Source organism: Microcystis sp. LE18-22.4A, from assembly GCF_027531105.1.
Lineage (GTDB): Bacteria > Cyanobacteriota > Cyanobacteriia > Cyanobacteriales > Microcystaceae > Microcystis > Microcystis aeruginosa.
This window is the reverse complement of record NZ_JAPZRB010000257.1, coordinates 1-20,161: the sequence shown is the minus strand read 5'-3', so window position 1 is coordinate 20,161 and position 20,161 is coordinate 1. Positions and strand designations below refer to the sequence as shown.

Sequence of the window (20,161 nt, the reverse complement as noted above, 5' to 3'; positions counted from 1 at the left end):
TAGCAAATTGTCGCTCTTGTTGTCAAGTCCGCGATTGTGCTTTTCTCCGGTTTAGATGTTAGAGATTGTCTTTTTCTTGGGCGGCTGCGGCACTCAATTCGGGCGTTATTAGGCGATAAAATTACAGCTTCGTTGTTTTGGCTTGATGATGCAATGTTAGCGATAATTATCACCTGATTAATCGGCCAATGTCTGAAAAGCTGTCTCTAGCTAACCTCATTTTCAGAACTGGTGTCCAGACTATTAGCTCTTAACGCTATATTTAGAGCTTTTGTACTGGATGCACCACAGGCTACCATAAAATATTGTTAACCTTTGAGGTTAACAATATTACAAGGGTCATCTACAATGGATATTGTCTTTAAGGAAAAAAAATTTGAGAACGAATGCAATAGCCAAAGACTACTGAAAAAACAGTATGGAGAGAAGATGGCTAAGAAAATCAGGCAAAGACTCGACGACTTAAAAGCAGTTATTGTCCTGGAGGAAATGCGATCGCTGCCGGGACGTTGCCACGAATTGTTACATAACCGTGCTGGACAACTATCTCTAGATTTAGTTCATCCTCTCAGACTAATTTTTGAGCCGGCTAATATACCGATTCCTCAAAAAGCAGACGGGGGAATTGATTAGAAGAAAGTAACCGCAGTCGTAATTATTGGCATAGATGACACCCATGACTAATACTATTGAGAACAGATATGCACCGGATTTTATTTCTCCACCGGGAGAAACCCTTGCCGAAATCCTAGAAGAAAGAAATATGTCTCAATCGGAACTCGCCCAACGCATGGGCAGACCAAAAAAGACTATCAATGAGATAATAAAAGGTAAAGCGGAGATTACTATCGATACCGCCTTACAGATACAGTTAGTGTTAGGAACTCCCGCCAGTTTCTGGATAGAGCGCGAAAGACTTTATCGGGAATATTTAGCGAGAAAAAATGAGAATCAAAGATTAAAAGGTTATTTAGGCTGGTTAAAACAAATTCCTTATCGCCAGATGACTGAATTAGGCTGGCTCAAGTTTGATGAGGATAAAATAGAGCAATTACGAGAGAGCTTGAATTTTTTTGCCGTTGTTTCCCCTGAGCAATGGGAGGAGATTTGGGGGAGAAATTTATCGATTGATTTTAGAAAGTCTCAAGCATTTGATAGCGATCGAGGGGCAATAACGGCATGGTTGCGTCAAGGAGAAATAGAAGCATCGAAAATTAATTGTGCTGATTACAACGAGTTGAAATTCAGAGATGCCTTGCGACAAATTCGTTCGTTAACTATTAAGTCTATCGAGGTATTTCAACCGCAAATGATCGAGCTTTGTGCGGCAGCGGGAGTTGCCTTGGTTTTTGTTCCTGAACTTCCGAAAACAAGGGTACACGGTGCTACCCGTTGGTTAGGTTCTCACAGAGCTTTAATTCAATTGAGCGATCGATACAAAACAAATGATCATTTTTGGTTTTCTTTTTTTCATGAAGCTGGTCATATTTTATTACATGGGAAACGAACTTTATTTTTAGAGGGGCAAGATATTCAAGATACAATTAAAGAAAAAGAGGCGGATGTTTTTGCGGCTAATTTCTTAATTGCTCCCAGAGATTGGCAGAGATTTATCGCCAATAATTCTCTGAATAGAAAAGCTATTAATCAATTTGCCGAACAACTAGGAATACACCCTGGTATTATTGTTGGTAGAATGCAACATGAGCAAATTACTTCTTATCAAAACTATAATGATCTTAAGGAGAAATATTGTCTAAATACGCAGAATTCCTTTTTGGTATTGACGAGCGACTCCCCAAAAGGAAAACTTCCTATCTCACTATTAAGATAACTGCTGTAAGCGGAGATTACTAAGGATAAATTTGGCAATAAGTGACAAAATTGCGATAAAATCAAAAAAAGTCAGGGAGAGGATAGCTATGCTCGATCTTGCGAAATTAGCGGCAAAAATGCCAGGAATCAGTCAACATTTTCAACAGGAAGTGACAGCTAGTCGCGAGCGAGTGCAACGGGCTAAAATTCTTTTAGAACAAGCTCAACAGCAACAGGAAAAACTGCTAGAACTCTATCATAACTGGCACGATCGCCTAATTTTCTCTGTCGCGCTACCGATCGAACCTCTCGACACCCGCATTACTATCCTTCCCGCTCCCGAAAGTCATAGCGTTTTTGCCACGGATGGTTCCCAAATTGCCCCTTCTCACCACGAAATCGCCTACTGTTATCTAATTAATATCGGTAGGATTATGTTGCACTATGGTCAAAATTTGCACCCTCTCCTCGATAGCATTCCCGAAGTCTATTACAAATCAGAAGACCTCTACATTTCTAAACAGTGGGGTATTCGCGTGGATGAGTGGATGAGTTATCGTCGGACGGTATTAGAAAGCCAAATGTTAGCAGAAATGGCTACTCGTTGGGTAAAACCCCCTGGGGCCCATTATGAACCAAATTTAGCCCTCGTGGATGGTTCTTTGATCTATTGGTTTATCGATAGTCTCCCCCCGGAAGCAAAAGATTTAATTTTGCCACCGATTTTTCAGTCTTGGGACGATTTAAAATCAGCTAAAATCCCGCTTATGGGTTATATTAGTGCTTCTCGTAGCACGGAAGGCTTAAATTTCCTGCGTTTACAATCTTGTCCCCATGATACTCCCAATTGCTTGATCAATTGCGGTGATTTAGACCCAGAAAAAACCCCTTGTCGCGTTGTCGATCCTCTCCGGGATGCTTCTCTCTGGGGTTATTTATTGGAACCGGGGCAAAGAAGTCCTTTTTGGCGCAGTTCTTTGAAAATACTCGATCTTTATGGGGATGAACATCGCATTTACTTCTGTTATCTCCATGTGGGGACGGAAATCGCTAGGGTAGAGGTTCCTGCTTGGGTGGTGGAGGAGCGAGAATTACTCGATCGCTCTTTGAGTATTTTACTGGCCCAGGTGTTAAAAGGTTATGGTTATCCGATCGCCTTAGCGGAAGCGCACAATTTAGCGGTGATTAAAGGTGGCGATCGCTTGCGTTTTTTTGCTCTTTTGGAACAACAAATGATTAAAGTCGGTTTACAGGATGTGGGAACATCTTATAAGGAAGCGAGAAAGCGCAGTAGTATCGCTTGATAGTAAATCTGTTGAGTATAGGCTACATATCAGGACAGGCAAAAGGCAATAGGTAAGAGGCAAAAGAGGGAATAAATAATCAGTCTTTAATAACCGGATTTAGTATCACTGATAACTGATAACTGATCACTGATAACTGATAACTGATAACTGATAACTGGTCACTGATAACTGATCACTGATAACTGAAAAAGGTGGGAATTACCCACCTTAAACTTGATTTTTGCTGAATTTTTCTAGCGACTGCTACGATCTTGGTCTAAGACGCTGACGGGGAAATTATTATAACCAACGTGATGTTTGCTGGTTTTTTGAATTTCTTCTTTAATTTGATCTAGATCAACATAGCGATCGGCTACATTAATTAAACTATCACTGGTCATCGATCGCAAACTAACCACTTCCACTCGCGCACCACGGTAACTGACGGAATCGGCAGCATAGGCCAAATCCCCATCACCACTGACAATTACTGCGGTATCATAGGAACCCACTAGCGCCATTAAATCCACGGCGATTTCCACGTCGAGATTGGCTTTTTTGGAACCATCGGGCAATTGTACTAGATCTTTAGCGATGACTCGATAACCGTTGCGACGCATCCAGAGGAGGAATCCCTGCTGTTTTTCGTTAGTGCGATCGACTCCAGTATAAAAGAAGGCGCGCAAGAGACGAGAACCGGCAGTTAAACGACAAAGTAATTTGGTGTAGTCAATTTCGATACCTAATTGCAGAGCCGCATAAAATAAATTGGAACCATCGATGAAAATCGCCACACGACCGCGATTTTCTAGCACTTGTTCGGGGGTGAAGACTGGGGCCGTGTCATAATCATCAAACATTTTATTTTTCCTCGTTTGTTAAAAGTTTAGTGTTGAGTGTTTGCCAGTTGTATCTGAAAGGACAACAGACCTTAAAAAATAGAGTTATTAAAAAATTCCTTTAGGAATCGTTTAACGGCAGTTCTAGTTTAGAAAAGATCGGTTCAGGTGTTCCTAGTTGTGGATTTGTGGGTAATCCCCATTGACAGTGTTGGGAAAAAGAGACACGCTCAGGGGAGTTTTCTCCGTCCTCCGACCTGAAAGTATTAAAATCAATAACAAAACCCAGTTGTTGATAAATTTTACTGCTTAAGGTCGGTATTATCGGTGAGAGTAGGTAGGCAGAGAGTCTTACTGATTCCAAAACCGCATAGAGGACTTTTTCTACTGCTGCTTGTTGTTTCTGTTTAAATAAACTCCAGGGCGCACTCTCATCGATAAACTTGTTACTAGCGCGAATTAACGCCAATATTTCCTCACAGGCTTGATTAAATTGTAGCGCATCATACTTCTGTTCAACAATGACCCCTAGATTGATCCCCATATTCTTAAGACGATTATCGTTCGGGATATCTACGCCAGTCAACTGGGGGGGGATATTTTGGCAGTATTTTTTAACCATGCCTAGGGTGCGATTGAGGAGGTTGCCTAAATCGTTGGCTAAATCCGCGTTAAGAATATTAACAAATCTGGTTTCCTGAAAATCGCCATCCTGTCCTAATTCAATCTCTTTGACGAAATAGTAACGGACGGCATCGGCCCCGTAGCGATCAACCAAATCGAAGGGATCGAGAGTATTACCGAGACTTTTGCCCATTTTCCGCCCGTCTTTGGTCAAAAAGCCATGGCCGAACACTCTTTTGGGCAAGGGTAAACCCGCCGACATTAGCATAGCCGGCCAATAAATGGCATGGAATCTTAATATATCTTTACCGATCAGATGCAGATCGATCGGCCACCATTTGGCCAAGGCATTTTCTAGGGTGGGTTCGTCTTCGGGGTCGAGAAGGGCGGTAACATAGCCAAGAAGGGCATCAAACCAAACGTAGATGGTATGCTGACCATCGTGGGGAATGGGAAACCCCCAAGCGACATTAACCCTAGAGATGGAGAAGTCCTGTAGTCCCTGGTTGACGAAGTTGAGAACCTCATTACGTCGGCTTTCCGGTTGAATAAAATTGGGTTGTTCTTGGTAAAGTTGTTCTAGTTGTGCTTGGTATTTAGAGAGACGGAAAAAATAGTTTTCCTCGTCGCGCCATTCGGCGGCTAGGTTAGTATGAATGGGACAACAGCCATTATCTAACAGTTCTCTTTTTTCCTTAAATTCTTCACAGGCGACGCAATACCAACCCTGTTGGCGATCGAGATAGATATCGCCCTTTTCCCAGACTCTTTCAAAAAATTCGTTAACAATTGCCTGATGACGGGGGGCAGTGGTGCGACTAAAGCGATCATACTGGATGTGTAGCTTTGCCCAGAGATTGGCAAAACTGGTGGCAATGCGATCGCAGTGTTCCTGGGGATTGAGTCCTTTGGCTGCCGCAGTCCGTTCGATTTTCTGTCCATGTTCGTCGGTTCCTGTAATTAGGAGGACAGAATTGCCCTGTAACCGCTGCCATCGTGCCATAACATCCGCTACGATCGTCGTGTAAGCACTACCGATGTGAGGGATATCGTTGACATAATAAAGAGGTGTTGTCAAAGCAAATGTTTTTCGCTCATTCAAATCATTCATGAAATTTATTTTTTTAAATAGACGAGGCTGCCCTGGGGCGTTCTGTAGATGATTGGGACATAATCCCTATATTTTATGATCCTCTAATTCTGTTTTATCCTTTAGTTGTGATCTAAGTCAATAAAAACAATCTTAAGGCCGATTTTTTTTTTTCATGAAGCTGCTTACCCCCCTATCTACCTCTCGTTTAATTCTTGATACCACGCGCACGAGTCTGTTTACCGTCGGTCAAGAAAATCTACCCAGCCAAGGAGTGGCGATCGTGGTAAGTAACCATCGTAGCTTTTTGGACGCGCCGATCTTAATTCAAGCTTTGGGCAAAACTCTCCCAATCGCCTGTCATCACTACATGGGAAAAACGCCGCTTTTGCGGGAATTAATCGGAGAATTAGGCTGTTTTCCCTTTGATACCCCCGAAAAACGCCACCGGACTTTTTTTCGGCAAGCAACGGATTTTTTACAGTCCGGACGATGGATCGGTTTATTTCCAGAAGGTGGATCGCCGATGTTAAATTTGACTGCTCCTCGTCAAATTAGCCGTTTTCAGAGCGGATTTGCCCATTTAGCCCTGCGTTGTCCCGTGGAGAATTTATTTGTCTTACCTGTGGCTATTCTCTCCGAGTCGGAAACTGTTATTAGTCCTTTTCCCGTGCGTTTGCTACGCTGGTTAGATACCACGGAACCTTTATTCGATCAAGATGGTTGGCATCCCGTTGTCTTTTATCATCGTGTCAAGGTGGCGATCGGTCGTCCCTATGGAATTACTGAAAGCGATCGCTCAGATTATCAAGGTAAACAAGGAAAAAAAGCCCTTAATCGTTTAATTGGTCATTGTCAGTCGGAAATTAGCGATTTATTGCTGAAGGGCTAAGTCAGGAGACAGGAGGCAGGAGATAGGGTTTTGGGGTTTTGGGGTTTTGGGGTTTTGGGGTTTTAGGGTTTTAGGGTGTTAGGGTGTTAGGGTTTTAGGGTGTTAGGGTTTTAGGGTGTTAGGGTTTTAGGGATTTAGGGTTTTAGGGATTTAGGGATTTAGGGTTTTAGGGATTTAGGGTTTTAGGGAAATTTCAGCTAAATGCCCACTTCCCCACTTCCCCACTTCCCCACTTCCCCACTCCCCACACTTCCCCACTTCCCCATCTCCCCCCGCAACGCGCACGCATTGACCACCCCATCTTCCCACTTCATAATTCATAATTTATAATTCATAATTCCCTCTCCCTTTCCTCACCCCATTATGGAAAAATTAACTAATCTCGATCGCATTGCTGAAGAAATTTTAGGTTTAATTCCGACAGAAACGGTTATCATTGCCCTATTTGACGGTGATAGTATTGATTATCGCGCGGGTGCGGGGAAAAACACCGGGGCAATTGTGGGCAAAAGGGGTGATATTGCCACGTCGGGATTGTGTACGGTGGTTTACCAGGGTAGTTGTCCGGTGGTGGTGGGACAAACTCTAGGAGATAATCGCATTCGTCAGGATATAGCGGTCGCTTTGGGGATAAAAACGGCTTTAGCTGTGCCAATTAGAGTTAATAATCAGTTATTTGGCGCAGTAATGCTTTTAAACCGTCTCGATGGTCGGGAATTGACCGATCGAGATAGTTTATTAGTGGAGGAATATCTTTGTTCTTGGCCAGATTTTTAGTAAAAGCGATTTTTGATCAGATTGGCATTGACGAATAAAGCGTTACAGTAAATTAGTCCTTCATAGGGATAGGGAGACCAATAGGATAAATCGTATAGACCATTAAAACGAAAGCCTTTTTGATACAATTGGTCGTAAATTTTGGTAAAAAATGTATGGCGAAAATCGGAGGGACGAAACCCAACTTCTGAAAGAATCATGGCAATTTTTCTCTCTTCTAGAAAATTGGTTGCTCCAGCTAAAACCTGTAGCTCATAACCCTCTGTATCCATTTTAAGCAGGTCTATTCTATCTATCCCCTGAGCTTGACAAAAATTATCTAAGCTATCAATTGTGATTGCTTCTGTTTTGTCGGTGGATTGGCCTTGATTCTCGTCTATAGGCCGGTTTAAGGCCTCGGTGAGAGAGTTTTGTTGAGAATTAGAGTTTAAGATAATTGTTTTTTCTGAAGGTTGCTCGCCGAAAGCGATCGGAAAACAGCGAATTCGCTGATTATTAGCAAATTTTTGAGATAATTGGGCAAAAGTTTCCTTGATTGGCTCGAAACAAAGAATATCAGCTTGAGGAAATTTTTGATGAAAGTAACTACCTGTTTGTCCAATATTGGCCCCGACATCAAAAATAATCCTTGGTTGCTGGTGATGACAAATTCTTTCTATATCTGAGGCCACATCCCAACCAGCAGGGAAGGAATCGGGGGAAACTTTTTTGTAAGTCTCAAGACTCAATTCATGAATCAAATTTTTCAGCCGGCTTTTAATGCTCATAATTCTTTTGTAAATTAGGAGGGTAATTGATACAGCCAATATAGCAATCAGAGTGACAAGTAACTAGAGTAAAAAAAGCCACTTTAATTCTCCCCCATCCCTGCAACTGCTACTCAGAGATGAGGGATAGAAGCGGTTGGGTAATCCAGTTGAATGCTACGGCGATTTGATGGTTAAGGGTAGGCAGACGGAGGCCCCTGCTACGAGGCGATGCGATCACCCTCTAAATTCGAGTCCGACCCCGATTTTTTGCTCCGCTGGCGCTGCCACGTTCGATAGACCAGAACCGAGACACCACTCAGGCCAAGCAGGCCAACTAAGCTGGAGGTGGATGGTTCAGCTACTGGTTGGGCGGTGGTAAAGGTGAGCAAGCCATCATACTGGGCAGAACCACCCAAGACATTATCGTCAAATTCGAGGATGGTTAAACTATTATTTGCTGTAGGAAGTTGCACAAGTTGCAAGATTGATCTTGCGTTGATTACTTGCAGGGTAACAGAGATATCCTGGCTCGGAATGGCAGGAGTGAGACCTGTAAAGACAGAGGAAAATGTCTCGACACGGATCTCGTCGGGTAGAGGCAGGGGCCAATCAGGAATCCAGTTCACATGATCCATGACGAGGGTACCGTTGAGCGTTGTCCTAATGATAGTGGGTTCGTTGCGCCCTGAGTGACGGCCCACGGCAGCAAAATCAAAGTGATGCCACTGCAAAGTATCACCCTGAATGATTAATCGGTCTCGGCCATCGATCAAGGCCGAAATCTCCAGTGTAATGGAGCCGGCAAGCACCTGTCCCGCATGACTCAGGATCACGGGTAAGATCAGCACCGACCATCTTAAAGGGAAGGAATCGGGGGAAACTTTTTTGTAAGTCTGAAGACTCAATTCATGAATCAAATTTTTCAGCCGGCTTTTAATGCTCATAATTCTTTTGTAAATTAGGAGGGTATTTGATACAGTCGATATAGCAATCAGAGTGACAAGTAACTAGAGTAAAAAAAGCCACTTTAATTCTCCCCCATCCCTGCAACTGCTACTCAGAGATGAGGGATAGAAGCGGTTGGGTAATCCAGTTGAATGCTACGGCGATTTGATGGTTGAGGGTGGGCAGACGGTAGAGATAGACTAAGCGACGGGTAAGATGGGCAAGGGGACCGGCTAATTCTAGTCCTAAACCGCTAATGGTAGCTTCATCGACTCCGAGGGTCAACATTTCGCCTAAAGGTTGATAACGGAAGGGTAAAGCTGGTTTATCGTGGAAACTCGCCCAAATATTCCAAGCGCAGTAGTCGGACTGTTGAAGGGCCACTTGGGCCGTGGCAGCGTATGGTTTATCGTCTTGATCGCGACTATCGGCCGCATCGCCGATCGCGTAGATGCTGGGGTTTTCGACAGTTTGTAAATATTGATTAACTTTTAGTAATTTGCGCTCACTATGTGCTATCGGCAAATTAGCGAGCAGTGGGGAGGCGATCGGACTAACGGTCCAGAGAATTAGATCAACGGGGATCTTGTCTATCTGTCCTTTGTAGTCAAGGGAGAGGCGATCCGCTTGGATATCGGCGACGGTGGTTTCTAGGTCTAACCAAACCAGACGTTTTTCCAGGGCTTTTTTGGCGGTGTCGCGGTTAAATTGGGTTGAAGGGCCAAGTATATCGCTATTTCTTTCGATAAGACGAATTCTTCCCCTTTCTCCGAGGCGATCGGCCAGCTTACAGGCTAATTCTACGCCGCTATAACCGCCCCCGATAATGGCGACCCGAATTTTATCGCGATCGGATTGTTCTAGGGTTTTGAGTCGATCCCGAAGACGATAGGCATCCTCGAGACTACGAAAGGGGATAGCGTGGGTTCTGGCCCCGGGTAGGAAGTCAAGGGAGGATTGACCACCGAGGGCGATCACGAGGCGATCATAGCATATATCGTTTTTATTGTCAAGGGTTATTTGATGATTATTAACATTGATCGCCGTGACGGTTCCCTGTTGGAAGTCAACGGGGGTATTGGCGAGTAATTCGCTGAAAGGGGGGGCAATTTCCCAGGATTGCAGTTCTGAGGTGACTAATTCGTAGAGAAGGGGAGAAAATAAAAAGCGATCGTTTTTATCAATTAAGGTAATTTGGGGGGGGTGTTGATCAGGCCAGGGCAATTGACTCAAACGTAAAGCAGTATAGAGTCCACCAAAACCACCACCGAGAATACAAATTTTTGGGATTGAGTCAGTCATATTGATCGCTGAGGGTTTTGTTTCTTATTTTGACACTCCCTGCCGTAAAATGGACGGGGAACCTTAAACCCAAATTTTCGGTAAAGCGAGGAAAGAAAAATAGTTTTTATTTATCTACTCAGCCAAATCGTCAGCAAAGCCACAATTGTAGCCAGAAAAAGGATATGATTCATCCAATCGTCGAAAGACCAATTTTTAAACATAATCACTATTAGCGTAGAAAACTTTTAAACCTACATCCAATCCTACACATCTTTTAGTCGGTTCTAGCGGTTTTGCATCTTCCCGAATATCAACGCTTAGACAGAATTGGACATAATAAACATTTGAACGATTATTTTTCTGAAACTTAGGATAATCATTGTTTATCGACCTCAAACAACTACTTATATGCTAACCTATACAGCAGAGATTGTCAAGATTTAAGTCGTGCTTCGCTGTTTTATATTGGTTGGGGTTTCATCTCGTTAAAAGCGAGAGTCTTCACCCCGACATTTGAGATAAAATTAAGATTAGAGCTTATTAGAGAGGAAAAACCTAACCAGAAGAATTTTTAGGTGAATCCTAATTGAGATGGGAGTCTTTGGGAATAACATCCAAACCGAGGAGAACCTTTTGAGTATTGGACATATCGCCGATAATTCTTTGTAGGGGTGGGGGAAGTTGTTTGACTAAAGTAGGAGTTACGAGAATTTTATCCTGTTCCGCTAATTGGGGCTGTTCGAGAACATCAATTATTTCTACTGTATAAAGATCGGATAACTCCTCGCGACAGATACGAAAAATATTGGCGATCGCCCTCTGGGATTTACTTGAATCGCCCATAATGTAGAGTTTGAGAAGATATTGACTCATGATTGCGTGTTATTGAACAGTTTAATGTTGCTGAGACCGATATAGTATTTACGATAGAAAGAGACGAGATAACCCATCAATTCCAAGACCATGAGACGACCTTCGCTAACGTAGGCCTGCGCTTTGGCCAGGGTGACATCCTGATTTTTTTGGCGTAGGGTGGTGGTATGAATATCCACCACATCGCGAGGACTAGCTTTTAAGAATCCTAACTTATCGGCCAAGCTTCGCAGTCGTTCCGATAGATTATGTTCCACTTTGTATGCTTGTTCTTCTAAAGCTAAGTCTAATAACTCTCCGTAATTTTGGACTAATTCTTGAAAAATATCGGGAATACTCTGCTTTATTGCCTCAGAACCGAACATTTTCGCCGTGATGCTAGTTTGTACTCCCTTGATTAACTGTTCCAGTTCGCGAAATTCCTCTTCCTGTTGTTGATGTTTAAGATTGAGGATATATTGCTGACGTTCGATCGCCACACGAATTTGATAGACTAAAAGACTACTATCGATATTATTTAACTGAATATAACCGTCAGCACCCAGTTGAAAGGCTTTAACGACTAATTTCTCATCATTGCTAGTAGTTTGAACCACTATCGGTATATCAGAGGCTAATTCTCTGGTTTTGACTAGAATATTTAAGCCGGGGGGGACAGAGATTTCCAAGCTTAAGAGGATGAGATCAAATTTCTCCCCTGCTAGTTTTTCGGCAGTTTGCTGTAGATCCTGAGCTTGGGTGAGGGTAAAAGTCAACCCCCCGGCCAGGGAACATTGGGGGGCCTTTAACAGCAATCTCTGGATTAATTTAACAGTCGTCGGTTCATCCTCTATCAATAAAATCCTACAGAGATCCCTAGTCATTGTTAATTGATCGCTAAAATTATCTTTTTTCCCCTACTTTCATAGTACGCCCATCTTTGGGAAACGCAAGGACAAAATCACCATCTAGCACCTGCTATCTCGAAGTCTTAAGTAGTCGTGCAAAATAAATTTCCTAGTGAAGAAAGGCACTCATGCACTCATGCAAGAGGCAAGGGGGGGGTTAGATATGTGTAATTAATTTTGCTTAGGTACTTATTCTACCGCTTAGGCGCTCGCTGGGGGTTTTCTGTGGCCCTAAGTCGTCAAGTGAAGCATCACTTAAAAATTGATGATCAAGTTTACTGCCATTGAGCGTGAATGCGTGGATGGAGTAAACGCTCAACCGGTTGACCGTTTTTTAAATGTTCTTCGACAATCTGATTGACATCCTCTGGTTTAACACGACAGTACCAAGTTTCCTCGGGAATAATTCTCACCGTGGGGCTAGTGCTGCACTGTCCTTGACAACCACTGGTCATAACGATGACATCTTCTGGGAGAGCTGCCGTTTGCCAAGCTAAAAGAAGCTCGGACGCACCCTGCACCAAACAGGAAGAATGCTGACAGACCATCACAAATCGCTTTTGGGGATAAGACATATTACCTAAAAAGTTGCAAAATTGGATAGTTCCCCGGTTATATTCTTGGGGGTCGCTTTGGGGAAGCATAGTTTTATTTTGCCCCGAATCCCCAATACTGGCAACACAAAAAAAAGGGGCTGAAAATTAACCATCAATCTTTAAAATAGAATTGGGAGAAAAATTTAGTCAATCAAGAGGGTAAAAGTGGCATTCGCTAGTCATTGGATCATGTTAGGTTTATTATTGGGTTTTGCTGTTGCCCATAGCGGATTAGCCAGTTTACGAATGGGGGGAGAAGCTATCATCGGTGCGCGACTGTATCGGGTATTATTTGCCCTTGTGAGTATCCCTCTAGCGGTAATTTTAGTAGTTTATTTCTTCAATCATCGTTATGATGGTTTGCTTCTCTGGCAAGTACAGGGAGTAACCGGAGTAAAAACCCTAGTTTGGATACTTTCGGCCATTTCTTTTTTCTTTCTCTATCCTGCCACTTTTAACCTGCTGGAGATCGCCGCTATCCAAAAACCGCAGGTTCATCTCTACGAAACCGGCATCCTGCGCGTTACCCGTCATCCCCAGATGGTAGGACAGGTGATCTGGTGTATTGCTCACACCCTCTGGTTAGGGACAAGCTTTACCCTATTAACTTCCCTAGGTTTAATTGCCCATCATCTTTTTGCCGTCTGGCATGGCGATCGCCGGTTAGAAGACCGTTACGGAGAGGCATTTTTAAAGGTCAAAGAACGCACCTCGGTGATTCCCTTTTTAGCGATTATCGATGGTCGGCAAAGCCTAAAGTGGCAAGAATTCCTTCGTCCTGCCTATCTAGGAGTAACAGGGTTTATTTTACTCCTCTGGTGGGCGCATCCTTGGCTAATGCAAGCAACAAGTAAAATTTATTGGTGATTTTGCTCCCAACCCCTTTCCTGTTGATCCCGATTGGTGTAGAATGGCTTCTATATCAAAATAAAGTTTTCATAAAATACGTTTAGACATGATACTATCTGTCAACGAAAAGAGCTTCCCTAAGCTAGTTTTAGAATCTTCCCGTCCGGTTCTCGTGCATTTTTGGGCGCCTTGGTGTGGTTTATGTCGTTTAATCCAACCCACCCTCTTGTCTTGGCAAAATGACTGTCAAGGTGCGATTCAATTAGTCGGTGTCAATGCCGATAATAATTTTAAATTAGCTAATAGTTTTCGTCTGCGTAGTCTGCCTACTTTAATTCTCTTCGATCGAGGTGTTCCGGTTCACCGTCTGGAGGAAATTCACAGTCGCGAGGAATTGCAACAAACCCTGCGACTAATAGTCAAAAATCAAATCCCGCGTTCAGCTTAAGGGAAAGATATCTTTTCTGATGGGTTCTGTGGTTAAAATGTATTCTAAGATACGGTAACGCCGGTGGGTGAGTGGAACGAACCACTCCAGACACAGAGGACACAAAGATTGATCGCTCTTATAGTAAGTTAAACTTATCACACAAAGAATAAGAGAGCCTCTGATGGAACTGGCAGAGATAATATAATAGGACAAAAAGTAGATAATCCCAATTCCTAAGATACCCATAGTTCCCCCAGTTCAAAAATTTAGGAGGCTTGAAAAAAATGCCGATTGGTGTGGCTGAATTTGTTGAAAATCAGGAAAATCGCTGTCCTGTGGTACTACTACTAGATACCTCCGGTTCAATGGAAGGGGAACCGATTAAGGCTCTCAATGATGGCATCAAAACCTTTCAGGAGGATGTGATGCGGGATATGCAAGCGACGTTGAGCGTAGAAACCGCCATTGTCACCTTTGGTAAGGGAGGGGTTAAAACCGTGCAAGATTTTGTCGGGATTGATCAATTTACGCCACCGACTTTAACCGCAGGAGACTTAACCCCCATGGGAAAAGCGATTGAATTGGCCTTAGATTTAATCGAAGATCGTAAAGCGATTTATAGAAATCATGGTATCCAATACTATCGCCCCTGGATATTTTTAATTACTGATGGTGCGCCTACGGATCAATGGAATCTGGCGGCGCAACGGGTAAAACAAGCCGAAGCAGAAAATCGGGTTTTATTTTTTTCTGTAGGTGTTCAGGGTGCTGATATGGAGAAGCTCAAACAGATTTCTAATAATCCCCCCGTGTTACTCAATGGTTTAGATTTTCGGGATTTATTTCAGTGGTTAAGTAACTCAATGAAACGAGTTTCTGGTGGTAAAATTGGAGCGGCGATCACTTTACCACCAGTGAATTGGGGACAAATTACCACCTAGAGGACAGTTAATTATGTGGAGAACATTATGTCAGTCGGTGGTCGGTAGTTTTCATATCCAAGCGGGATTACCCTGTCAAGATTACGGTGCTTATCAAGTATTGGGTCAGGATGTTTTGATTGGAGCCGTGGCCGATGGGGCCGGTAGTGCCAAATATTCGGATTTGGGTGCGAAAATAACAGTTAAAGCAGCGCTGCAATTTTTAGAGGAAAATCTCAAAAAAACAGCATTAGCTGCCACTGGAACTGAAGCGGAATTAAAGGAAATATTCCGGCGACTGTTGGCTTATGTTCAGCAAATTCTCCAAGAAAAAGCCGAAAAAGAACAGTTAGATATTAATGATCTGGCGACAACTTTACTGGTTGTTTTGGTTACTTCAAAACGATTAGCGGCGATGCAGATAGGAGACGGTTTTATTGTGTTCAAACCTCTGGGAGGAAATTATCAGTTATTGTTGCAGCCTGACAAGGGAGAATACATCAATGAAACCACTTTTGTTACTTCTAGTAATGCTTTGGAGGATATGCAAATAAAAGTTTTAACCGAGCCAGTTGCCTTTATTTGTGTGGCGACGGATGGAGTGGAAAAGGTATCGATCGATTATAAAAATTGGCAGCCTTTTCCGCCTTTTTTTCAGCCATTAGAGGAATATTTACAACAGACAGAAACGCCATTGCAAGAAGACCTCGAAGAATTTTTAAAGCGGGAGGATTTAAATAAGTTAACAACCGATGATAAAACCTTACTCCTAGCTTTTTGTTTAAGAAACTGAGGGGTTTAAGAAACCGGGTTTGTTTGACAAACCTGGTTTCTGGATCGAAATTTTTGATCCCTTGTGTCAAGGTGCTACCTTGGGACCTAATATTAACGAATCTACCTCAAACAATCGTGAGCAAAAAATCTATCAAAAGTAATCTGTAGGTTGGGTTGAGGAACGAAACCCAACTCAATTATTAAAAAGTGTTGGGTTTCACTATCGTTCAACCCAACCTACGATGGGACTAAGGCTGAGGGGTTTAAGAAACCGGGTTTCTGGATCATAGCGTTCCTAGGTAAAACAATCGTGAGCAAAAAATCTATCAAAAGCGACTTGAAGAGAATTGATGCGATGACGGATGAGAATATCGATTATTCTGATATTCCGCCGTTAGGTGATGAATTCCTTACCCAAGAAACAGTATCTTTTTCGACATCAAAGCAGCAATTAACTATACAACCTATGGCAGATTTAATCGTCCGCAACATCGATGAAGCCATCGTCAAAGCTCTCAAAAAGCGAGCCAGCCAACACGGTATCAGTGCCGAAGCCGAACACCGCCAAATCTTAGAAAAAGCCTTGCTGCAACCGCAACGAAAATCCCTAGCAGAGGTGCTACGCCAGATTCCCAACGTTGGCAACGATTCAGACTTCGATCGCGTTCAAGATGACACAGCCAAACCAGTATTTGATTGATACTAAGTAGGTAGGCGTTAAAAATTATCAGACACCCCCGTTATCAAGGGTAGGGTTGATTCATGAATCAACCCTACCTTATCAAGGGGGGATCAAGGGGGGATTAAAGGCAAAATCCATTTTTAATTTAATTATAACCAGCTACTTATATCTAACTTATTAGAAACGACTAGATAAATTTTTCTGAACAGCACAAATACTCGGAGATTTTTTGATGTCTTTAACTTATCGCTGTCAACTACAGAATCGCTTGATTACCCTGACGCAAGAAATGGCCGACAGTGGCGAAGCGAAAGTATGGCATACTAACTTTAATGGGTACTTAGCGAAAATCTACCACAATCCCCATAATGAAAGGGTTGATAAATTACAGTTAATGGTGAGAAATCGTCCTGGGGATCCTAATGCTCATCTTAACCATATTTCCTTCGCTTGGCCCTATTCTATCTTGGAAGATAAACAGGGAAAAGTCGTTGGGTTTTTAATGCCAGAAGTGGTGGGTTCAGAAACATTATTAAAGCTTTGTACGCCCATAATGAGAAGAAAATACAAGTTAGAAACTAATTGGTATTTTCTTCATGTAGTAGCGCGGAATATAGCCGCTATTATCCAAGCAATTCACCTTAAAGGTTATGTTTTGGGAGACATCAAGCTAGAAAATATCTTAGTGAATAATCGGGCGTTGCCTACGATTATTGATACAGATTCATTTCAAGTATCAGATCCCTATAGCGGTAAAATATATCGGTGTTTAGTTGGCTCAGAAGGATTTACACCGGCGGAATTAATCGGAGTGAATATAGCAGATGTAGATCAAACAGAAGTGCATGATCGCTTTCGATTAGGAGTTGTTATTTATTATCTATTATTTAGCGGGCCGCCGTTTCGGGGATTGTGGCAAGGAGCAGGGGATTCCCTGGAACAGTCGGAACTAATTCGACGGGGACTCTGGCCTTTTTCTGGGGATCAATTGCTTGTACCTAGTAATACTACCATACCATTAAATATTTTACATCCCGACTTACACGCCTTATTTTTGCGCTGTTTTAATGAGGGACATAAATTCCCCCACAGACGACCGACGGCTAAGGAATGGTGCGATACTTTGGAAGCTGCACGACAAGAGGTTATACCCTGTGGCAAAGTTGATAATCATTACTACAGTCTCCGTTACGGAAAGTGTTATTGGTGTGAGCGATTTAGTGATTTAAATCTTGATATTTTTCCGGGTAAAAGTATCGCTACTGTGACATCTACACCGTCACCTAAAGTAGCGCCACCACCTCCCCCAATATCGATTAAATCATCTCCTTCACCTATACCTCCTCAAAGATGGTCGCGTCGTAAAGTCTTAATAAATTTGGGGTTAGTTACAGTAGGGACAGTCGCTAGTAATATTTTCGCTCAGTTGTTTCGTCAGAATCCTACTCCTCCTCCTTCTCCAAGTCCTGTATCTGTCAGGTTTACAAAGCCAACTCCATTTACAGAAAACCTACCCAATGGAGTAACACTGGAAATGGTAGGCTTACCAGCAGGTCAATTTCTCATGGGATCTCCTGACAGTGATCCCGATGCTTCGGATTCTGAAAAGCCTCAACACCAAGTTAAAGTCAACAGTTTTGCGATTGGGAAATATCCGGTGACTCAGGCACAATATCAAGCAGTAATGGGAACAAATCCCTCTTATTTTAAAAATAATCCACAAAATCCAGTAGAAATGGTTAGTTGGGAGGACGCTCAAGCTTTTTGTCAGAAATTGAGTCAAATAACCGGGAAAACCTATCGCCTCCCCACAGAAGCGGAATGGGAATATGCCTGTCGTGGGGGGACAACCACTCGCTATTATTTCGGTGATGATGCTAATCAGTTAGGAGATTATGCTTGGTATGACGGAAATTCTCAGTATAAAACTCATCCTGTGGGCCAGAAAAAGCCCAATGCTTGGGGACTCTATGACATGAGTGGCAATGTTTGGGAGTGGTGCGAGGACAATTGGCACGATAACTATATCGGAGCGCCAAAGGATGGCAGTGCTTGGCTAAAAAATGGTAATGATAATCGTTGTCCATTGCGGGGCGGTTCTTGGTACGACGATCCGAATTACTGCCGTTCCGCTTTCCGCGACGACTTCACCCGCCGCGACCTCAACTACGGCAACAACGGCGGTTTTCGGGTGGTGTGCGGTGCTGGGAGGACTCTGTAACCCTTATTCCCTTTTTACCCTTTTTACCCTTTTTTACTTTTTCTCTTTTTCTCTTTTTCCCGCCTAGCGGCGGGTCGATTTTTTTGAAAAAATTGAGGTAGTGTTAAATTTTGTTAAGGACAATGAAAAATGAAACAGTTATCGGTTGTTAAAAAGCCGTGGGTTGGGTTGAGGAAGGAAACCCAACCCAATGATTTAAAAATGTTGGGTTTCACTATCGTTTGGCCTAACCTACGATCAGACTACGGACGAAAAAGTGAGCGCCGATCTCCTAGGGTGTGTTAATGTTGGTGTAGCCTACCAGCCGACTTTACATGGCGGGTTACTGTAACCTTAACGATCTTAAGTGTTTTGTCAAGGATAATTTGGGGGATTTTGCTCACCAATGAAACAAGCTATTACAGCGAAGGTTGTTAAAATAACCACCAACAAGGCCGAAAAAATCTTGTTAAATTCTGGTTTTAAGAAAAAACAAGCTCAAGTTATCTTAAGCAAAATTACTAATTTTTGTCAACATTGGAAAATTCTTGAAATGTCTTTATTTGGTTCAGTATTAAGGGAAGACTTTCGAGTTGATAGTGATATTGATGTTCTTTATAAGTTTGCTCCCAATCATGGCTGGGATTTGTTTGATATTGTTCAGATGAAAGAAGAATTAGAGGAGATATTCGGACGCAAAGTTGACTTGGTTAATCAAGAGGGACTGAAAAACCCCTATCGTCGTTACGAAATTTTAAAAACTCATCAGCTAATTTATCGTCATGAACAGTCGTGAGGCCGGATATCTTTGGGATATGGTCGAAGCTATTACTAATATCCAAGAATTTATTCAAGATGTTTCTTTGGAAGAATATTCCAAGAGTCTTTTGTTACAAAGTGCTGTGGAAAGACAATTAGAAATTTTAGGAGAAGCAGCCCGTAGAATTCCTGAGACTTTTCAACAAAAACACACCAAAATTGATTGGAGGGGAATTATTGGACTCAGAAATATTATTAGCCATCAGTACGATCAGGTTCAACCAGAAATTGTCTGGAATATTATTACAGTAAGACTTTCTCCTTTGCTAGAACAATTGCAGTCTCTATTACCACCATTGCCCCAATGATAATAATTTAAAAAATTAAGTTAATGGCAGATTATGACTGCTATCCTCTCTGGAGAATCGATCAAATAGGTGAGATAGATTTCTCGGAATTACCCTTTAGCAGTGAACAGTAAATAATTATCGCTTAGAATGAATTGTAAAGGTTACGAAGCAGTAGTTTTTTTTGATGACGAGGCGGGTATCTTTCACGGTGAGGTGGCCAACGTCCGAGATGTTATCACTTTTCAGGGAGAGAGTGTAGCGGAATTGCAGCAAGCTTTTGCTGATTCAGTGGAAGATTACCTAGCTTTTTGTGCCGAGCGCGGGGAAAAGCCAGAAAAACCTTTTTCTGATAGTTTTCTGTCACAGCCACACCCGAAATTACACCAACAAATTTAGCAATAAGTAGGGTCTGCTGAAAAAGTTTGTTGGTGGGGGCAGGGTGTGGGGTGTGGGGTGTGGGGTGTAGGGTTTTACCGATTTTGAGGTAGTCAGTTACCTAATTTTCAGGGAAAAAGTACCTGAATTTTACCCCCGATCCCT

24 protein-coding genes are annotated in these 20,161 nt (G+C 42.6%); 15 read left to right on the top strand and 9 right to left on the bottom strand.

What is annotated here, in order from left to right; genetic code table 11:
- Window positions 1–348: 348 nt before the first annotated feature.
- The 3 genes from O9295_RS12025 to O9295_RS12015 all read left to right on the top strand — a co-directional run bounded on the left by O9295_RS12025 (window position 349) and on the right by O9295_RS12015 (window position 3,119).
- Window positions 349–633, top strand: a complete 285-nt coding sequence (locus O9295_RS12025; protein ID WP_002740273.1) for a type II toxin-antitoxin system RelE/ParE family toxin — start codon at window positions 349–351, stop codon at window positions 631–633.
- A gap of 43 nt (window positions 634–676) precedes the next feature.
- On the top strand, window positions 677–1,834 hold the full coding sequence (locus O9295_RS12020; protein WP_288033073.1) for a HigA family addiction module antitoxin: 1,158 nt from the start codon (window positions 677–679) through the stop codon (window positions 1,832–1,834).
- Window positions 1,835–1,922: 88 nt separating this feature from the next.
- A complete protein-coding gene (locus O9295_RS12015) occupies window positions 1,923–3,119 on the top strand; it encodes a DNA double-strand break repair nuclease NurA (protein WP_288033072.1) in 1,197 nt (398 codons plus the stop codon).
- A 236-nt stretch (window positions 3,120–3,355) separates the two neighbouring features.
- On the opposite strand, the gene O9295_RS12010 is transcribed toward O9295_RS12015, so the two are convergent.
- A complete protein-coding gene (locus tag O9295_RS12010; RefSeq protein ID WP_002739868.1) occupies window positions 3,356–3,961 on the bottom strand; it encodes a LabA-like NYN domain-containing protein in 606 nt (201 codons plus the stop codon).
- Between the two features lie 100 nt (window positions 3,962–4,061).
- A complete protein-coding gene (gene metG / locus O9295_RS12005) occupies window positions 4,062–5,675 on the bottom strand; it encodes a methionine--tRNA ligase (protein ID WP_288033070.1) in 1,614 nt (537 codons plus the stop codon).
- A gap of 154 nt (window positions 5,676–5,829) precedes the next feature.
- On the opposite strand from metG, the gene O9295_RS12000 reads away from it, so the two are divergent.
- A complete protein-coding gene (locus tag O9295_RS12000; RefSeq protein ID WP_288033069.1) occupies window positions 5,830–6,546 on the top strand; it encodes a lysophospholipid acyltransferase family protein in 717 nt (238 codons plus the stop codon).
- Between the two features lie 174 nt (window positions 6,547–6,720).
- On the opposite strand, the gene O9295_RS11995 is transcribed toward O9295_RS12000, so the two are convergent.
- Window positions 6,721–6,867 carry a hypothetical protein gene (locus O9295_RS11995; RefSeq protein WP_288033068.1) on the bottom strand — a complete coding sequence of 49 codons (147 nt, stop codon included), beginning with the start codon at window positions 6,865–6,867 and terminating at the stop codon, window positions 6,721–6,723.
- A gap of 42 nt (window positions 6,868–6,909) precedes the next feature.
- On the opposite strand from O9295_RS11995, the gene O9295_RS11990 reads away from it, so the two are divergent.
- On the top strand, window positions 6,910–7,323 hold the full coding sequence (locus O9295_RS11990; RefSeq protein WP_288033067.1) for a GAF domain-containing protein: 414 nt from the start codon (window positions 6,910–6,912) through the stop codon (window positions 7,321–7,323).
- Here O9295_RS11990 and O9295_RS11985 read toward each other — a convergent pair.
- The 6 genes from O9295_RS11985 to O9295_RS11955 all read right to left on the bottom strand — a co-directional run bounded on the left by O9295_RS11985 (window position 7,320) and on the right by O9295_RS11955 (window position 12,636).
- A complete protein-coding gene (locus O9295_RS11985; RefSeq protein WP_288033066.1) occupies window positions 7,320–8,090 on the bottom strand; it encodes an FkbM family methyltransferase in 771 nt (256 codons plus the stop codon). The genes O9295_RS11990 and O9295_RS11985 overlap by 4 nt on opposite strands.
- 200 nt (window positions 8,091–8,290) lie before the next feature.
- Window positions 8,291–9,016 carry a hypothetical protein gene (locus O9295_RS11980; protein ID WP_288033065.1) on the bottom strand — a complete coding sequence of 242 codons (726 nt, stop codon included), beginning with the start codon at window positions 9,014–9,016 and terminating at the stop codon, window positions 8,291–8,293.
- A 109-nt stretch (window positions 9,017–9,125) separates the two neighbouring features.
- Window positions 9,126–10,319, bottom strand: a complete 1,194-nt coding sequence (locus O9295_RS11975) for an NAD(P)/FAD-dependent oxidoreductase (protein ID WP_288033064.1) — start codon at window positions 10,317–10,319, stop codon at window positions 9,126–9,128.
- 564 nt (window positions 10,320–10,883) lie between these two features.
- Window positions 10,884–11,174 (bottom strand): circadian clock KaiB family protein, encoded by a 291-nt coding sequence (locus O9295_RS11965; protein ID WP_002752661.1) that lies wholly within the window; start codon window positions 11,172–11,174, stop codon window positions 10,884–10,886.
- Entirely contained in the window at window positions 11,171–12,037 is an 867-nt protein-coding gene (locus O9295_RS11960) for a response regulator (protein WP_002757113.1), read from the bottom strand. The genes O9295_RS11965 and O9295_RS11960 overlap by 4 nt, the downstream gene beginning before the upstream one ends.
- Window positions 12,038–12,336: 299 nt before the next feature.
- A complete protein-coding gene (locus O9295_RS11955) occupies window positions 12,337–12,636 on the bottom strand; it encodes a (2Fe-2S) ferredoxin domain-containing protein (RefSeq protein WP_002786792.1) in 300 nt (99 codons plus the stop codon).
- A gap of 186 nt (window positions 12,637–12,822) precedes the next feature.
- On the opposite strand from O9295_RS11955, the gene O9295_RS11950 reads away from it, so the two are divergent.
- The 10 genes from O9295_RS11950 to O9295_RS11910 all read left to right on the top strand — a co-directional run bounded on the left by O9295_RS11950 (window position 12,823) and on the right by O9295_RS11910 (window position 20,017).
- On the top strand, window positions 12,823–13,524 hold the full coding sequence (locus tag O9295_RS11950) for an NnrU family protein (protein ID WP_288033062.1): 702 nt from the start codon (window positions 12,823–12,825) through the stop codon (window positions 13,522–13,524).
- An 88-nt stretch (window positions 13,525–13,612) separates the two neighbouring features.
- The gene (locus O9295_RS11945) at window positions 13,613–13,954 is read left to right on the top strand and encodes a thioredoxin family protein (RefSeq protein ID WP_002737429.1); all 342 of its coding nucleotides are present in this window, start codon (window positions 13,613–13,615) and stop codon (window positions 13,952–13,954) included.
- 266 nt (window positions 13,955–14,220) lie between these two features.
- Window positions 14,221–14,877 carry a vWA domain-containing protein gene (locus O9295_RS11940; protein WP_288033061.1) on the top strand — a complete coding sequence of 219 codons (657 nt, stop codon included), beginning with the start codon at window positions 14,221–14,223 and terminating at the stop codon, window positions 14,875–14,877.
- Window positions 14,878–14,890: 13 nt separating this feature from the next.
- Complete coding sequence (locus O9295_RS11935) at window positions 14,891–15,649, top strand: PP2C family serine/threonine-protein phosphatase (RefSeq protein ID WP_288033060.1); 759 nt, start codon at window positions 14,891–14,893, stop codon at window positions 15,647–15,649.
- A 291-nt stretch (window positions 15,650–15,940) separates the two neighbouring features.
- Window positions 15,941–16,330, top strand: coding sequence for a FitA-like ribbon-helix-helix domain-containing protein (locus tag O9295_RS11930; protein WP_002737199.1), 390 nt, complete (start codon window positions 15,941–15,943; stop codon window positions 16,328–16,330).
- A 214-nt stretch (window positions 16,331–16,544) separates the two neighbouring features.
- Window positions 16,545–18,533, top strand: coding sequence for an SUMF1/EgtB/PvdO family nonheme iron enzyme (locus O9295_RS11925; protein WP_288033059.1), 1,989 nt, complete (start codon window positions 16,545–16,547; stop codon window positions 18,531–18,533).
- Window positions 18,534–18,918: 385 nt separating this feature from the next.
- The gene (locus O9295_RS11920) at window positions 18,919–19,308 is read left to right on the top strand and encodes a nucleotidyltransferase family protein (RefSeq protein WP_002795690.1); all 390 of its coding nucleotides are present in this window, start codon (window positions 18,919–18,921) and stop codon (window positions 19,306–19,308) included.
- Complete coding sequence (locus O9295_RS11915; protein ID WP_002774226.1) at window positions 19,295–19,639, top strand: HepT-like ribonuclease domain-containing protein; 345 nt, start codon at window positions 19,295–19,297, stop codon at window positions 19,637–19,639. Before O9295_RS11920 ends, O9295_RS11915 begins: the two co-directional genes overlap by 14 nt.
- A 23-nt stretch (window positions 19,640–19,662) precedes the next feature.
- A complete protein-coding gene (locus tag O9295_RS27830) occupies window positions 19,663–19,752 on the top strand; it encodes a hypothetical protein (protein WP_502705654.1) in 90 nt (29 codons plus the stop codon).
- Between the two features lie 16 nt (window positions 19,753–19,768).
- Window positions 19,769–20,017 (top strand): type II toxin-antitoxin system HicB family antitoxin, encoded by a 249-nt coding sequence (locus tag O9295_RS11910; RefSeq protein ID WP_002795687.1) that lies wholly within the window; start codon window positions 19,769–19,771, stop codon window positions 20,015–20,017.
- Window positions 20,018–20,161 lie beyond the last annotated feature (144 nt).

Excerpts from the sequence above, each read along its gene's own strand:
- O9295_RS12025 (WP_002740273.1), top strand. The coding sequence starts at position 349 with ATGGATATTGTCTTTAAGGAAAAAAAATTTGAGAACGAATGCAATAGC.
- O9295_RS12020 (WP_288033073.1), top strand. The coding sequence starts at position 677 with ATGACTAATACTATTGAGAACAGATATGCACCGGATTTTATTTCTCCA.
- O9295_RS12015 (WP_288033072.1), top strand. The coding sequence starts at position 1,923 with ATGCTCGATCTTGCGAAATTAGCGGCAAAAATGCCAGGAATCAGTCAA.
- O9295_RS12010 (WP_002739868.1), bottom strand. The coding sequence starts at position 3,961 with ATGTTTGATGATTATGACACGGCCCCAGTCTTCACCCCCGAACAAGTG.
- metG (WP_288033070.1), bottom strand. The coding sequence starts at position 5,675 with ATGAATGATTTGAATGAGCGAAAAACATTTGCTTTGACAACACCTCTT.
- O9295_RS12000 (WP_288033069.1), top strand. The coding sequence starts at position 5,830 with ATGAAGCTGCTTACCCCCCTATCTACCTCTCGTTTAATTCTTGATACC.
- O9295_RS11995 (WP_288033068.1), bottom strand. The coding sequence starts at position 6,867 with ATGAATTATGAAGTGGGAAGATGGGGTGGTCAATGCGTGCGCGTTGCG.
- O9295_RS11990 (WP_288033067.1), top strand. The coding sequence starts at position 6,910 with ATGGAAAAATTAACTAATCTCGATCGCATTGCTGAAGAAATTTTAGGT.
- O9295_RS11985 (WP_288033066.1), bottom strand. The coding sequence starts at position 8,090 with ATGAGCATTAAAAGCCGGCTGAAAAATTTGATTCATGAATTGAGTCTT.
- O9295_RS11980 (WP_288033065.1), bottom strand. The coding sequence starts at position 9,016 with ATGAGCATTAAAAGCCGGCTGAAAAATTTGATTCATGAATTGAGTCTT.
- O9295_RS11975 (WP_288033064.1), bottom strand. The coding sequence starts at position 10,319 with ATGACTGACTCAATCCCAAAAATTTGTATTCTCGGTGGTGGTTTTGGT.
- O9295_RS11965 (WP_002752661.1), bottom strand. The coding sequence starts at position 11,174 with ATGAGTCAATATCTTCTCAAACTCTACATTATGGGCGATTCAAGTAAA.
- O9295_RS11960 (WP_002757113.1), bottom strand. The coding sequence starts at position 12,037 with ATGACTAGGGATCTCTGTAGGATTTTATTGATAGAGGATGAACCGACG.
- O9295_RS11955 (WP_002786792.1), bottom strand. The coding sequence starts at position 12,636 with ATGTCTTATCCCCAAAAGCGATTTGTGATGGTCTGTCAGCATTCTTCC.
- O9295_RS11945 (WP_002737429.1), top strand. The coding sequence starts at position 13,613 with ATGATACTATCTGTCAACGAAAAGAGCTTCCCTAAGCTAGTTTTAGAA.
- O9295_RS11940 (WP_288033061.1), top strand. The coding sequence starts at position 14,221 with ATGCCGATTGGTGTGGCTGAATTTGTTGAAAATCAGGAAAATCGCTGT.
- O9295_RS11935 (WP_288033060.1), top strand. The coding sequence starts at position 14,891 with ATGTGGAGAACATTATGTCAGTCGGTGGTCGGTAGTTTTCATATCCAA.
- O9295_RS11925 (WP_288033059.1), top strand. The coding sequence starts at position 16,545 with ATGTCTTTAACTTATCGCTGTCAACTACAGAATCGCTTGATTACCCTG.
- O9295_RS11920 (WP_002795690.1), top strand. The coding sequence starts at position 18,919 with ATGAAACAAGCTATTACAGCGAAGGTTGTTAAAATAACCACCAACAAG.
- O9295_RS11915 (WP_002774226.1), top strand. The coding sequence starts at position 19,295 with ATGAACAGTCGTGAGGCCGGATATCTTTGGGATATGGTCGAAGCTATT.
- O9295_RS27830 (WP_502705654.1), top strand. The coding sequence starts at position 19,663 with ATGGCAGATTATGACTGCTATCCTCTCTGGAGAATCGATCAAATAGGT.
- O9295_RS11910 (WP_002795687.1), top strand. The coding sequence starts at position 19,769 with ATGAATTGTAAAGGTTACGAAGCAGTAGTTTTTTTTGATGACGAGGCG.